Source organism: Acidovorax sp. GW821-FHT10A04 (assembly GCF_059415825.1).
This window is the reverse complement of sequence record NZ_JBWKNZ010000006.1, coordinates 120,282-134,370: the sequence shown is the minus strand read 5'-3', so window position 1 is coordinate 134,370 and position 14,089 is coordinate 120,282. Positions and strand designations below refer to the sequence as shown.

General features: G+C 67.8%; 12 protein-coding genes. 8 read left to right on the top strand and 4 right to left on the bottom strand.

The window, feature by feature from the left end; all coding sequences use genetic code 11:
• Nucleotides 1-25 precede the first annotated feature (25 nt).
• Entirely contained in the window at nt 26-1,222 is a 1,197-nt protein-coding gene (locus tag AC07PF_RS14705) for a muconate cycloisomerase family protein (protein ID WP_494612371.1), read from the bottom strand.
• Between the two features lie 148 nt (nt 1,223-1,370).
• Here AC07PF_RS14705 and cynR point away from each other — a divergent pair, with 148 nt between their 5' ends.
• A complete protein-coding gene (gene cynR / locus AC07PF_RS14700) occupies nt 1,371-2,237 on the top strand; it encodes a transcriptional regulator CynR (protein WP_007861972.1) in 867 nt (288 codons plus the stop codon).
• A gap of 838 nt (nt 2,238-3,075) precedes the next feature.
• Here the strand turns inward: cynR and nth are convergent.
• Nucleotides 3,076-3,714: an endonuclease III gene (gene nth, locus AC07PF_RS14695; RefSeq protein ID WP_007861640.1), complete on the bottom strand. Its 639-nt coding sequence runs from the start codon at nt 3,712-3,714 to the stop codon at nt 3,076-3,078.
• Nucleotides 3,715-3,974: 260 nt separating this feature from the next.
• Between nth and AC07PF_RS14690 the strand changes: the two genes are divergently transcribed.
• Nucleotides 3,975-4,391, top strand: coding sequence for a GNAT family N-acetyltransferase (locus AC07PF_RS14690; RefSeq protein WP_494609946.1), 417 nt, complete (start codon nt 3,975-3,977; stop codon nt 4,389-4,391).
• A 4-nt stretch (nt 4,392-4,395) separates the two neighbouring features.
• Here the strand turns inward: AC07PF_RS14690 and AC07PF_RS14685 are convergent, their stop codons facing one another.
• A complete protein-coding gene (locus tag AC07PF_RS14685) occupies nt 4,396-5,313 on the bottom strand; it encodes a LysR family transcriptional regulator (protein WP_007861636.1) in 918 nt (305 codons plus the stop codon).
• A 121-nt stretch (nt 5,314-5,434) separates the two neighbouring features.
• Between AC07PF_RS14685 and AC07PF_RS14680 the strand changes: the two genes are divergently transcribed.
• The 3 genes from AC07PF_RS14680 to AC07PF_RS14670 all read left to right on the top strand — a co-directional run bounded on the left by AC07PF_RS14680 (nt 5,435) and on the right by AC07PF_RS14670 (nt 9,140).
• Nucleotides 5,435-6,910 carry an amidase gene (locus tag AC07PF_RS14680; protein WP_494612370.1) on the top strand — a complete coding sequence of 492 codons (1,476 nt, stop codon included), beginning with the start codon at nt 5,435-5,437 and terminating at the stop codon, nt 6,908-6,910.
• 71 nt (nt 6,911-6,981) lie between these two features.
• Nucleotides 6,982-7,974, top strand: coding sequence for a Bug family tripartite tricarboxylate transporter substrate binding protein (locus AC07PF_RS14675; RefSeq protein WP_007861633.1), 993 nt, complete (start codon nt 6,982-6,984; stop codon nt 7,972-7,974).
• 155 nt (nt 7,975-8,129) lie between these two features.
• On the top strand, nt 8,130-9,140 hold the full coding sequence (locus AC07PF_RS14670) for an alpha/beta hydrolase family protein (RefSeq protein ID WP_494612369.1): 1,011 nt from the start codon (nt 8,130-8,132) through the stop codon (nt 9,138-9,140).
• 74 nt (nt 9,141-9,214) lie between these two features.
• Here AC07PF_RS14670 and AC07PF_RS14665 read toward each other — a convergent pair whose 3' ends face one another.
• A complete protein-coding gene (locus AC07PF_RS14665) occupies nt 9,215-10,012 on the bottom strand; it encodes an IclR family transcriptional regulator (RefSeq protein ID WP_494609948.1) in 798 nt (265 codons plus the stop codon).
• Nucleotides 10,013-10,172: 160 nt separating this feature from the next.
• On the opposite strand from AC07PF_RS14665, the gene AC07PF_RS14660 reads away from it, so the two are divergent.
• Genes AC07PF_RS14660 through AC07PF_RS14650 form a run of 3 tightly spaced genes read left to right on the top strand, consistent with a single transcriptional unit; the run spans nt 10,173 to nt 14,074 of the window.
• Nucleotides 10,173-11,171 (top strand): tripartite tricarboxylate transporter substrate binding protein, encoded by a 999-nt coding sequence (locus AC07PF_RS14660; protein WP_494609949.1) that lies wholly within the window; start codon nt 10,173-10,175, stop codon nt 11,169-11,171.
• Between the two features lie 12 nt (nt 11,172-11,183).
• Nucleotides 11,184-11,984: an enoyl-CoA hydratase/isomerase family protein gene (locus AC07PF_RS14655; protein ID WP_494612368.1), complete on the top strand. Its 801-nt coding sequence runs from the start codon at nt 11,184-11,186 to the stop codon at nt 11,982-11,984.
• Between the two features lie 5 nt (nt 11,985-11,989).
• Nucleotides 11,990-14,074, top strand: coding sequence for an acetate--CoA ligase family protein (locus AC07PF_RS14650; protein WP_494612367.1), 2,085 nt, complete (start codon nt 11,990-11,992; stop codon nt 14,072-14,074).
• Nucleotides 14,075-14,089 lie beyond the last annotated feature (15 nt).

Genomic DNA, 14,089 nt, shown 5'->3' with positions numbered 1-14,089 from the left:
TGGGGGCTCCTGCTTTCTTGCTTGTTTAAACGGTGGTGGTTGCCTGGCGGCCCAGGTCGATGTGCATGGGGGCCTTGCCTTCGCGTGCTCGGTCGAAGCGGTCGAGCTGCGCAAGCGAGACTTCCACGCCAAAGCCCGGGCCATCGGGCAGCTGCAGTGCGAAGTCGGCAATCGGCATCTGCTTTTCCACGATGTCGTCCACCAGCAGTTGCGGGCCGAACAGCTCGCAGCCATGGTGCTGGTGGCCCAGGGTGGAGAACACGTGGGCCGATGCGGCGCTGCCCAGCGAAGTCTCCAGCATGGTGCCACCGTACCAGCCGATGTCGGCCGCCTCGGCAATCGCCGCCACCTTGCGCGTGCGCAGCAGGCCGCCGTGCTTGGCCACCTTGAGCGAGAACACGTGGCAGGCTTCTCCACGCGCCAGTGCCATCGCGTCCTGCGGGGTGCACACGGTCTCGTCGGCCATGATGAGGGCACGTTCGCCGAGCGCGGCGGTCAGGCCCTTCAGTGCCTCCACGTTCCAGTGCGCCACAGGCTGCTCGATCAGCGTCACGCCGGCCTCCACCAGCTGCGGCAGGTAGCGGCGCGCGGTGTTGCCGTCCCAGGCCTGGTTCACGTCCACGGTCAGCGTGGCGCGGCCTGCCAGGCCCCGGGCGATCTGGGTCACGTGGGCCACGTCGTCGGCCGGGGCGTTGGCGCCGATCTTCATCTTGAAGATGTGGTGGCGCCGCTGCTCCAGGCGCAGCTGGGCCTCCTCGAGGTCGCGCTCCACATTGCCGCTGGCCAGGGTCCAGGCCAGGGGCAGGCTGGCGTGCACCTTGCCGCCCAGCAGCTGCCAGGCCGGCAGGCCCAGCGTGCGGCTCACGGCATCGATCAGGGCCATCTCCACGGCGCTCTTGGCAAAGGCATTGCCCTTGCAGGCCTTGTCCATGCGCGCCAGCGCCGCCTCGAAGCCACCGGCGCCCTGGCCGCGCAGGGCCGGGGCCAGGTACTGGGTGATGGCGTGGTGGATGCTCTCGGGCGATTCCTCGTTCCACGAGGGGCCGCCGATGGTGGCCGCCTCGCCGAAACCGCAGGCGCCATCGGCCAGCCACAGCTGCACGATGACCGGGCTCTGGCGGCTGATGGCGCCGAACGAGAGCTTGTGCGGGCGGATGGTGGGGATGTCCAGGATGCGCGCTTCGATGCGCTCGATGGTGAAACCACCGGGGTGGTTGGTCATGGGGGCAGGCCTTCGGTCGGTGTCAGGGGTGGGGAGTCAAGGCGAAGGTTAGTTTCTGCCCGCCAGCAAATCCAATGATTCATTTGCAATGCATTGTTCGATACCATCGATGGATCGATTGCCGCTCGCCACTCAGAAAGGTCAACCCATGGAAATCCGCCAGCTCCGCTATTTCCTGGACATCGCGCGCACCGAGCACCTGACGCAGTCGGCGCAGAACCTGTTCGTCACGCAGTCCACGCTGTCGCACGGCCTGCGCCAGCTGGAGCAGGAGCTGGGCGTGGCGCTGTTCGACCGGCTGGGCCGGGGGCTCAAGCTGTCGCAGGCGGGGGTGGCTTTTCGCACCTACGCCGCGCGCGCACTGCAGGAGATCGAGGCCGGCCGCATGGCCCTGGCCGACATGGGGGCGCTGCAGTCGGGCTCACTCACCGTGGGCGTGATCCCGACCTTTTTGCACACCCTGGTGCCGGCGGCCGTGGCGGCCTTCAGCAGCGCCTACCCGCGCGTGAATGTGGTGGTGCGCGACCTGCGCGCCGGGCCTATCGAGGAGCAATTGGTGGAAGGGCAGCTCGACGTGGGCATCGCGTTCTACCCCACCGAGCGCGAGGAGATCGAGACCGAGCCGCTGTTCGAGGAGCGGCTGCAGCTGGTGGTGAACCGGGCGCATCCCCTGGCGCGGCGGCGCACGCTGGCCTTGAAGGACCTGGCGGGCGTGCCCCTGGCCATGCTGCCGCGGGCGTTCACCACGCGGCGCCTGATCGATGAGAGCCTGCGGGCCGTCGGGGTGGTGCCTTTGGTGCGGGTGGAGATGGAGTCGGTGGAGGGCTTGCTCGATGTGTGCCGGTGGGGGGATCTGGCGAGCATTGCGCCGGAGCGTGCTGCCTTGCAGGCGGCGGACCTGCATGCCATCAATCTGCATTCGCCGGGGATGGTGCGGCATGCGGGGATTTTGTGGCGCAAGGGGGCTTCTAGGAGTCGGGCGGCGTTGGAGTTTGCTGGTTTGCTTCGGCCTTGAGTCTTTGGCTGTGGTTGCTGTATGCCTTGTTTGAGGGCGGGAGCCGGGATGTGCGCCCGGCGGCGCAGTAACTTTCTCTTGCGTCGCCAAGAGAAAGTCACCAAAGAGAAGGCGACCCCCAGTCTGCGTCCCTCCGCTTCGCTGCGGGCAACCTGCGATGCTCGGAACTGGGGTGGTGCCGCAGAACTCGCTGCGTTCTTCGAACTCCGCTCAGACAGCTGCGGCAAGCTGGAGGACGAAGCGTGTGTGTCCTTCGGCACACACGCCCACCCCAGCTCCTGCGCTTCTCGGCGCAGCCAGCAGGGGTGGGGAGCGGGTACCACTCGGCTGCTGCTTCGCAGCTGCGCCTGGGTCGGTTACGCGCTGCGCGCTGCCGACGGCTGGGCACTATGTCTTAGCCCAGGCCAAGCGCAGCGAGGCAGTTGGGGCCGAGCGAAGCAATGGCCCGAGTGGAGCCCGTTCCCACCCCCTTCTGACCGTGCCGAGAAGCGCAGGGCCTGGGGTGAGCGCGTGCCGAAGGACACGCGCATCGTTGTCTAGCTTGCCGCAGCTGTCTGAGCGGAGTTCGAAGAACGCAGCGAGTTCTGCGGCACACCCCAGGATCGAGCATCGCAGGCTGCCCCCAGCGCCCGACAGGGCGCTGGGGGACACGGGCAGCGGGGTCGCCTTTTCTTGGCCTACGTTCTTTTGGCGAAGCAAAAGAAGGTAGGTGCGCCGCCGGGCGCACACCCCGGCTCCCGCCCTTGGCCAAGGCATGAATCAACCAACGCCAACAGCCATGCCCAAAGCCAAGGGCTCAGGGCTCAGGGCTCAGGGCTCAGGGCTCAGGGCTCAGGGCTCAGGGCGCCAGCGTCTTCGGCTCGTAGTCACAATACTGCGGCACCACACACTCCCAACACCGCGGCTTGCGCGCCTGGCACACATACCGCCCCAGCAAGATCAGCCAGTGGTGCGAATCCACCGCATACGCCTGCGGCACCCGCTTCAGCAACTGCAACTCCACCGCCAGCGGATCCTTGCCCGGCGCCAGCCCCGTGCGGTTGCTGACACGAAAGATGTGCGTATCGACCGCCATCGTGGGCTGGCCGAAGGCCACGTTGAGGACCACGTTGGCCGTCTTGCGGCCCACGCCGGGCAGGGCCTCCAGTTCCTCGCGCGTGCGGGGCACCACGCTGCCGTGCTGTTCCACCAGGATGCGGCAGGTCTCCAGCAGGTTCTTGGCCTTGGTGCGGTACAGGCCGATGGTCTTGATGTAGCCCTCCAGCCCTTCGAGGCCCAGGTCCAGGATGGCCTGTGGCGTGCCCGCCACCGGGAACAGCTTGCGCGTGGCCTTGTTCACACCCACGTCGGTGGCTTGGGCAGAAAGCAGCACGGCGGCCAGCAGTTCGAACGGGGTGGTGTACTCCAGCTCCGTGTTGGGCATGGGGTTAGCCGCCTTGAGGGCGGCGAAGAAGGGCTCGATCTGCTCGGTTTTCATGGTGGGGTGGGGGGATGTCTTCTTGTCGGATGCGGCATTGTCCTGCAGAGGGTTCTTGACGGCGATTTGATGGCTTCACCCCGTCTTTTTACGGCGAATTGATGCGGTGTTGCCTAGACTGCATGGCTTGCCTGCTCGCAGCACGCCTGCGCTATCTGCGGTGAACCCTGAAGAGCACCATTTTTGCAGAGGGTCCCAGGCGCGATGGCGCGCAGGCCGAGGGGCGCAACAGATCAGCAGAAAAATCGCTGCGGTGGAACATGAACGAGCTAGAGACTTCTTTTGCGCCTGAAGGGCGGGTGGTTGCGCAGATTTCCAAGGCGGTCATTGCCCATGACCGTGCATCCGTCGGTGCAGGAGAGCCTCAGCCGCTGGCCTGCCTGGTCCGCGAAAACGGTCACCTGATCGGTGGCGCGGTGGGTCGGATCGAGCTGGACCGGCTGTATGTGGAATACCTCTGGGTGGATGCCGGGCATCGGCGCAAAGGCCTTGGCAGCAGACTGCTGGCCGGCATCGAGGAGGCCGCCAGAGGAGCCGGATGCAGCGAAAGCCTCATCGAATCGCTGTCGCAAAAGACGGCCGCGATGTACGAGCGTGCCGGGTACCGGGGTCATGCCCAGATCGACAACTACATCCCGGGGCTCACCTTGTACGTGCTGATCAAGCCCTTGACCTGATTGATCACCCCGCTTCCCGCGCCACCAGCTGTGCGCTCAGGAACTCCAGGAACATGCGCGCCGCCGCGGGCAGGGTGCGGCCGCTCAGCGTCTGCAGCTCCACGGCGCGGGCGCTCATGCCCCGTTCGCGGATCTGGGCGGCATGCAGCTCGCCGCGGCGCACGCGGTCGCGTACCGTCACCTCGCCCGATATCGACAGCCCGCCGCCGTGCAGCACGAAGTGGGTCAGCGTCTCGAAGTGGTTGCACACCAGCACAGGCTCGAACACCAGGCCGCGCTGGCTGCAGCCGATGTCGAACAGCTGGCGCACGGTGTTGTCGCGCTCGGGCAGGGCAATGGGGTGGGGGTGCATCTGCGCCAGCGTGACCGAGCCAAAGCGCGCCAGCGGGTGGTCGGGCCGCATGATGGCGATGACGGGCGAGGCCTCGCGGTGCTGCACCGTGATGTCGCGCTCGGCCGTGCGGCTGTAGGTCAGGCCGATGTCCGCGTCGCCGTTGAGCACGGCCGTGGTCACCGCCGCCGGGCTGGCCACCCGCACCCGGAACTGGATGCCCGGGTACTGCGTGCGGAACTGGGCCATCACGCGCGGCAAAAACTCGATGGCAAAGCCTGCCGAACTGCACACCTGCACCAGCCCGGTGTGCAGCCCCTGCAGTGCCTCTATGTCGGCCACCACGCGGTCGGCCTCGAGCGCACCGCGCCGCGCATGGGCCGCGAGCAGTTCGCCGGCCGCGCTGGGCACCATGCCGCGCGGGCGCCGGTCGAACAGGGGCACGCCCAGCAGGCCCTCCAGGGCCGCCACCTGTCGGCTCACGGCCGAGGGCGATACGTTCAGGCGCGTGGCCGCTTCGCTCACCGAGCCGCTGCGCACCACCTCCAGGAAATAGCGCAGGGCCGTGTCCTGCAGTCGGCTGGAAAGCATGGTAGGGGCCCTTCTGTCTGGTTTGCGTAAAACGCAACGATAGTGTCTGAAATCGCCGATTGTAGAAAACCGGCGGCGTGCTTATGCTGACTTACCTCCGACACATTGCGCCTGCACCCCCATGCCTGACTTCTCCACACCACCCGCCACGGGCACCGCTCCCAGCGGCATCGTGGCCCACACGGCCACCGGCCTGTCGCGCGCCATCCATGCCCGCGAGGTCTCGTGCGTGGAGGTGCTCGATGCCTACCTGGCCCAGGTGGACCGCCTGAACCCCGTGGTCAACGCCCTGGTGGCCATGGCCGACCGGGATGCGCTGCACCAACAGGCGGCCGAGCGCGATGCACTGCTGGCCCGCGGCCAGAGCCTGGGCCCGCTGCACGGCATGCCCCAGGCGCCCAAGGACATCGCGCCCGCCGCGGGCATGGTCACCACGCGCGGCTCCCCCCTCTTTGCGGGCCAGGTCACGACCACCGATGCGGTGGTGTTCGAGCGCATGCGTGCCAGCGGCGCGCTCTTCATCGGCCGCAGCAATTCGCCCGAGTTCGGCCTGGGTGGGCACACCTACAACCCGGTGTACGGCACCACGCGCAATGCCTTCGACCCGGCGCGCTCGGCCGGCGGCAGCAGCGGCGGGGCGGGCGTGGCCGTGGCCCTGCACATGCTGCCTGTGGCCGATGGCTCGGACATGATGGGATCGCTGCGCACACCGGCCGCGTTCAACAACGTGTATGGCCTGCGCACCTCGCCCGGCCTGGTGCCGCACGGGCCGTCGGAGGAAGTGTTCTTCCAGCAGTTCAGCGTGACCGGCCCCATGGCGCGCAACATCCCCGACCTGGCGCTGCTGCTGTCGGTGCAGGCCGGGTTCGACGCGCGCCTGCCGCTCACGCGCCGCAGCGACGACATGGCCGCCTTCGGCCAGCCGCTGGAGCGCGACTTCAAGGGCGTGCGTATCGGCTGGCTGGGCGACCTGGGCGGCTACCTGCCCACCGACCCGGGCCTGTACACCACCTGCGAGAAGGCGCTTGGCCATTTCCGCGCGGTGGGCTGCACGGTCGAGAAGGCCGTGGTCGATTTCGACCTCGCGCAGCTGTGGAAGGCCTGGTTGGACCTGCGCAGCTTCAGCGTCGCGGGGGCCAATGCGGCCCTGTACCACGATGCGCCCAAGCGCGCCCAGCTCAAGCCCGAGGCGGTGTGGGAGATACAGCGCGGCCTGGCGCTCACCGCCATGCAGGTCTATGACGCGGCGCGCGTGCGCACCGCCTGGTACCAGGTGTTGCGCGGGCTGTTCACGCGCTTCGATTTCCTGGTGCTGCCCGCTGCCCAGGTGTTCCCCTTCGACGCCAGCCTGGACTGGCCGCACGAAGTGGCCGGGCGCCGCATGGACACCTACCACCGCTGGATGGAGACCGTGGTGCCCGCCACCATGGCCGGCCTGCCGGCCCTGGCCACGCCCGCGGGCTTCGGCCCCGAGGGCCTGCCGGCCGGCCTGCAGATCATCGGGCCCGTGCAGTCCGATGCGTCCGTGCTGCAGCTCGGCCATGCGTACGACCTGGCCAGCGGCTACTCCAAGGTCCGCAGCCCCTTGCTGCGCTGAGCCTACCCGCCGATTTCCGCCGTCGCCTGCGTTCATTCGCGGCGCTTGTTCTTGCCCTGGAGGTATTCCCCATGCCCGTGCCGCGTTCCCGTTTCCTGTCGTGTCTGGTGGCCGCTGCGGCCGTTCTGGCGATGCCCGCCGTGGCGTGGGCCCAGCCGCAACAGGGCTACCCCGAGCGGCCCATCAAGCTCATCGTGCCGTTCGCGCCCGGCGGCGCCACCGACATCCTCGGCCGGCTGCTGGCCACCGCCCTGGGCGAGCGCCTGGGCCAGCCCATGGTGGTGGAGAACCGGGCCGGTGCCGGCACCGTGGTGGGGGCGTCCATCGTGGCCAAGGCGCCTGCCGACGGCTACACCCTGCTGCTGGGCGCCAACACCACCTTCACGCTGAACCCGGCCATCCGCAACAACCTGCCGTACGACCCCCTGCGCAGCTTCACGCAGCTGGGCCTGGTGGCCGACATGGGCCTGCTGCTGGTGGCCCACAACGACACGCCGGGCAGCACGCTCAAGGACGTGATTGCCCAGACCAGGGCGGCGCCCGAGAAGTTCTCGTACGGCTCGTACGGCACGGGCTCGTCCGTGCACTTCGGCGGCGAGGTGCTCAAGTCCACCACCGGCGCCAGGATGCTGCATGTGCCCTTCAACGGCAGCGCACCCAACCTCACGGCGCTGATGGGCGGGCAAGTGCAGTTCGCGGTCGACACGGTGGTGGCCTCCACCCCGCTCATCAAGGCCGGCAAGATCAAGCCCATCGTCGCCCTGGGTGCGCAGCGCCTGGCGCTGCTGCCCAACGTGCCGACCGTGGCCGAGAGCGGCTACCCCGGCTTCGACATGGGCTCGTGGTTCGCCTTTGTCGGCCCGGCCGGCCTGCCCGCACCGGTGCAGGGCAGGCTGGAGAAGGCCCTGGCCGACACCATGGCCTCGGCCGAGTTCAAGAAGAAGCTGGTGGACATCGGCATGACTCCCTCCTGGTCCAACGGCGAAGGCCTGCGCACGCGCATCGAGCGCGAACTGCCGGCCATGCGCGCGGTGGCGGCACGGGCGGATATCCGGGGCGATTGAGCGCCGGGGCGGCAGGTGCCGGGTGCCGTCGGCTCCCGGGCCGCCGCATTTGGCGACGCCCTGGGGCATTTCGTCGCAACGGGGTGGGCAGCATGCAAGTGCCTGCCTACAGTGCCGTCAAACCGCTGCCGTGGCGGATATTGAAGGCACACACCATGATGACCCTGCTGTTCCAAACCCTCGCTGCTGCAGCCCTGCTGGGCCTGGCCGGCCAGGCCGGCGCACAACAAGCGGGCTACCGCACGCTCACCGTTCCCGGCGATGCGCCGATCCAGGTCGCGCTGTTCTACCCCACCGCAGCGCCAGCGCGCGCCCTGCCCATGGGCCCCTGGCAACCCGTGGTGGCGCCGGGTGCCCCGGCAGCGCAGGCACCGCTCAAGGGCCTGGTGCTGATCTCGCACGGCACGGGCGGCTCCGAGGTGGGCCACCACAACCTGGCCACGCGCCTGGCGAAGGATGGCTACCTGGTCGCCGCCCTGCGGCACCCCGGCGACAACTGGGAAGACCGCTCCATGATCACCTCGGGCCACTACTTCAGCGAGCGCCCGCGCCAGGTCAGCCGCGTGCTCGACGCGCTGCTGGCCAGTCCCGAATGGGGCAGCCTCATCCCGGCGGAGCGAATCGGTGCCGTGGGGCATTCGGCGGGTGGGTACACCGTGCTCGCGCTGGCGGGTGCACAGGCCGAACCCGAACGCGCGGCCCAGCACTGCCGCAGTGTGCAGGACGATCCCGTCTTCTGCTCACTGGCCAAAGGGCCGGCCAGTGGCCCGGACGCCAAGGGCCGCGTCGCCCCCCCGGCTGACGCCCTGCGCGTCTCGGTACCCGACCGCCGCATCCGCGCCGTGGTCGCCCTGGCCCCCATGGCCGTGGTGCTCACCCCCGAGAGCCTGGCGGCCATCACTGTGCCGGTGCGCGTCATCGTGGCCGAGCGCGACACGGTGCTGGTCGGCAAGTACCACGGCGGCCATGTGGTCACCCACCTGCCCAGGGCCCAGGCCAGCACGGCGTCGGGGGCGGGGCACTTCGCCTTCATGGCGCAACCGTCCATGCCGCTGCCATCCGACGCGGGCGATGCCGCCGCCAACCCGCCGGGGTTCGACCGCGTGGCCTACCAGCCGCAGCTGGAGAAGCTGGTGGCGGACTTCTTTGCGCAGCAGTGGCGGTGAGAGGCATCGCCGCCACAGCAAAACGCACTGCGGTCTGCGCAGGCTCCTGTGGCGAGCGCTGACGCCCGGCGTCCTCATTCCAGGCGCCGAAGCGCATCTCCGATCTTTTCGGCCAGCGTTTTGAGGGGCGCGCTGAGTTCGGCCTCCATCTCCAGCGCGCTTTGCTGGGTGGTGACACTCATGTTGAGCACGTAGATGGCGCCGCCGGGCGTGACGATGGGGATCGCGATGGCGACCACCTCGGGTTGCCAGGAGGCAGTGCAGTAACCCTTCTCGCCAAACAACTGCACCGCAGTGAGTATCTCTTCGCGCAGTGCCTTCCAGCCGGATGCACGCTGCTGCCCCAGCCTGGCCATCAGCCCGCGCCGCTGCGTTTCGGAGATCGCGCACAGATACGCCCGCCCCAGGGAGGTAAGTTCGATGGGCACGCGCTGGCCCGCCACCACGCTTCGCAGCGATACCTTCCTGTTGTAGCGGATGGACTCCAGGTACACCATCTCCTCGCGGTCCGCCACGGCCAGCCCCACATTGACGCGCAGTTTTTCCGCCGCAGTGCGCATCAATGGCGCCGCGACCTGCAGCACCGGTGAGCCCGATCGCATGGCGTGCGCAAAGCTCAGTACCGGTGCCGCAAGCCGATAGGCGCGGCGCGCGCCGTCGTGTTCCAGCAGACCGCACTGCACCAGGGTCTGCGCCAGTCTGCTGACGGTGGCACGCGAGAGCCCCGTGCGCTCCGCCAGCTCGCCGTTTCCCAGCAGATCAGCGCCAGGCCGAAACGCCCGCAGGAGCGCCACCCCGCGCTCCAGCGACCGGTTCAGCGTGGGTTCCTCATGGTTCTTGCGTCTTGCGGCACTGCTGGCTGGTGGGTTCATGGTAGCCATTGTGGATGTATTTCATTTCCAACCAGTGGAATGAAGGGGATGCACTGGAGAAGGCGTTCTCTTACTCTAACCCTGTGGGTGAGGCGGCCGACGATGCTGCTCCTTGAGGTCACTTGCCGTGGGTCAAATCACTGATAAATGGAGACAAAAAATGCACCGCTCCCCGCTATCTGCGCGTTTGCGCATCACATCGGCCATCGCGGCTGCAGCCGTCTTGTGCGGCCTGCACGCCGTTCCTGCCCTTGCTGCGTTCCCCGACAAACCGGTTCGCATCATCGTGCCATTTGCGCCGGGTGGCGGTACGGATCTGGTGGCCCGCTCCATGACCGTGGTCATGGGCCAGGAGCTGGGCCAGCCGGTGATCATCGACAACAAGCCCGGCGCTGGAACCATCATCGGAACCGATACGGCAGCCAAGAGCGCGCCCGATGGCTACACCCTGGTGATGGCGACCGTGGCGCATGTGGTCAACCCCAGCATTCAGCCCAAGCTGCCCTACAGCCATGAAACAGCGTTTGCTCCCGTGATGCTGGTGGGCGTATCTCCCAATGTCCTGGTCGTACGGGCCAGCAGCCCCTACAAATCCGTGAAGGACGTCATCGCTGCCGCCAAGGCGTCCCCAGGCAAGCTCTCCTTTGCGTCGCAGGGGGCGGGCACATCGGCCCATCTGGCCGGTGAATTGTTCAAGAACCTCACCGCAACGAACCTGATCCATGTGCCCTATCGCGGAGCCGGGCCCGCCCTCACCGATCTGCTGGGCGGCCAGGTGGACGTGATGTTTGCCACGGCCGCAGCGGTGGGAACCATGATCGACAAGGGGCAACTGCGGGCCTTGGCCGTGACGACGGCGACACGCTCCAGCTCACATGTCCTGTCCAAGGTACCGACCGTCGCGGAGAGCGGCGTTCCAGGGTACGTGGCCGACAGCTGGTATGGCCTCTTCGCCCCTGCAGGGACACCTGCCGATGTGATCGAAAAGCTCAACGCAGCGGCCAGGAAAGCGGTCTTCACCGACGCTTTCCGCAAAAAGATGGAAGCCGAAGGTCTCATCGTCAAGGGCAGCTCACCCCAGGAATTCGACACCTACGCCAAGGGCGAAGAGGCCCGCTGGCGCAAGGTCGTCAAGGACAACAAGATCACCAACGACTAGCGAAAGCAGAAAATGACCACAGAGCTCATTGAACTCAACGTCACCCATGGAATCGCCACACTCACGCTGAACCGCCCTGACAAGCGCAATGCGATGAGCGACGATATGCGCACCGAGCTCATCGCGGCGCTGGAGCACGTCAGCGCCGAAAAATCGATACGCGCGCTGGTGCTCACGGGCAATGGCAAGGGTTTCTGTGCGGGCGGTGACATCTCCGGCATGGAGCGCCGCATGAACGCACCCACCGGGGAGATCGCGTTCAACGGCTGGCACCGCCAGCAGCGCGTGCACCACACGCAGACCCTGCTGCACACCATGCCCAAGCCCACCATCGCCGCCGTCAACGGCGCGGCGTCTGGGTTGGGCGCCGACACCGCGCTGGCATGCGACTTCATCATCGCCAATGAATGGGCCAATTTCTCCTGGTCCTACATCCACCGCGGCATCATTCCCGATGGCGGCGGCATGTACTTCCTGCCCCGCCGCGTCGGTCTGCCCAAGGCCAAGGAACTGATCTTCACCGGCCGCAGGGTCGATGTGGACGAGGCGCTGGCCATGGGCATCGTCGATCGCAAGACATCGGCGCAAACGCTGGTGGCCGATGCGCAGGCGTGGGCAGCCGATCTCAGCAAAGGCTCGGCCACCGCACTGGCGCTGGGCAAGGCGATCCTGGACCAGACTTTCGAGATGTCGGCGCAGCAGGTGTTCGCACAAGGCAGCCAGGCACAAGGCATCTGCTACACGAGCACCGAGCACCGCGATGCGGTGATGGCCTTTCTGGCGAAGGCTTCGGCAACGGCCAGCAAGGAGTAGTTCCCATGAACGCCATTTCCCGCCTCCTCCAACCCCGCAGCGTGGCCATCATTGGCGCATCCGCCGATGCCGCCAAGACCGCGGGCCGCCCCGTGTCCTATCTGCTCAAGCACGGCTTTGCCGGCGACATCTACCCGGTCAATCCCAAGGTGGACCGGATCGGTGACCTGGTCTGCTACCCGGACATCGCTTCGCTGCCTGCGGTGCCTGACGTCGGCATCGTCTTGCTGGGCGTGGAGCGGGCGCACCTGGCCGTGCGGGACCTCGCAGCCCGGGGCACTGCCGCGGCCATCGTCCTGGCCAGCGGCTACACCGAAACCGGCGAGGAGGGCGCCCGCCGGCAGCAGCAACTGATCGAGGCCGCGGGCGACATGCGCATTCTGGGCCCCAACACCATCGGCCTCGTCAACCTGACCGATTCCATTGTGCTGTCTGCCACCGGTGCGCTGGAGATGGAGCATTTCCCGGTGGGCGGCATTGGCGTCGTGTCGCAAAGCGGTGGCATCCTTGGCGCACTGCTGTCGCGCGCTGCGGCGCGTGGCGTGGGCTTGTCCAAATTGATCTCCACCAGCAACGAGGTGGACCTGGAGCTGGCCGACTTCATCGACCACCTGGCCGATGACGAGGCCACCAAGGTCATAGCCTTGTATGTGGAAACCGTGCGCGACCCCGCCAGGTTCCGCAGTGCCTGCCTCAAAGCCGCACGCGCCGGCAAGCCGGTGGTGGCGTTCAAGATCGGCCGCTCCGAAGCGGGTGCAAAGGCTGCCGTCTCGCACACCGGGGCGCTGGCTGGCGCCGACCGCATGTACGACGCGCTGTTCAAGCAGGTCGGCGTGATCCGCGCGCAAAGCTTCAGCGACCTGCTGGACATTCCGGCTGCCCTTTCCACCGGCCGCAAGCTGCAGGGCAAGCGCGTCGCCATCCTGACCTCCACCGGCGGCGCCGGTACGCTGGTGTCCGACGACCTGGGCATGGCTGGCTTCGACACCCCCGCGCCCGATGCGGCCACCGCCGAGGCCCTGCGCGCGCTGCAGACCGGCGACCATGCCGTGCTGGACCGTAACCCCATCGACGTGACGCTGGCCGGCCTCCAACCCGACCTGCTGCGCGGCGCCATCAAGGTGCTGCTGCAGAGCCCGAGCTACGACGCGCTGACCATCATCGTGGGCTCCTCCAGCCTGGCCATGCCCGAGCTGCTGGCCGGTGCCATAGAGGACTGCCTGCCCCATTCCGACAAGCCGGTGATCGCCTACGTCAGTCCGCATGCGCCTGAGGTGGGTGCACTGCTCACGCAGCGTGGGGTACCCGCTTTCGCTGCCGCAGAGAGCTGTACGGCGGCCCTGCGCGCCATGTTCCAGGTGGCGCAGTTGCAACCGCAGGTCGAGTCCAGCGAGCCGGTGGCGCTGGTGGCGGTGCAAGGCCTGCCGACCGGCTCCCTGGACGAACACCAGGCCAAGCAGCTGTTCACACGCTTTGGCGTGCCGTGCGCGGGCGAACGCATCGTCGCCTCGCCCGCCGAGGCCGAAGCCGCAGCGCGGGAACTGGGGGGCCGCGTGGTGCTGAAGATTCTCTCGGCCGAGATCACGCACAAGAGCGACGTGGGCGGTGTGGTGGTCAACCTGATGGCCGAGACCATCGGTGCGCGCCTTACGGCCATGGCGTCGGAAGTCGAGGCCAAGGCCGGTGTGCTTCCCAAGCGCTTCCTCGTCCAGGAGATGGTCGGTGGCGGCACCGAGCTGATCCTGGGCATGCACCGTGACGCGCTGGGTACGGCCATTTTGCTGGGCATGGGCGGCGTCACGGCCGAGCTGTTCAAGGACACGAGCATGCGCCTGCTGCCGCCTGCCGGCGGGCTGTCGGGTGCCGATGCGCTGGCCATGGCGCGTGAGCTCAAGACCTGGCCACTGCTGGATGGCTTTCGTGGCCGGCCGCTGGCCGACGTCGATGCACTGGTCACCGCCATCGTGGCCTTCTCGCAGATGGCGGCCCAGCTCGGCGAGCGCCTGGTCGAAGCCGAGATCAACCCGGTGTTCGTGCTGCCCCAGGGCCAGGGTGTTCGCGCGGCCGACGGCGTGGTGGTGCTGGCCTGATGGCACCGAAGCGGG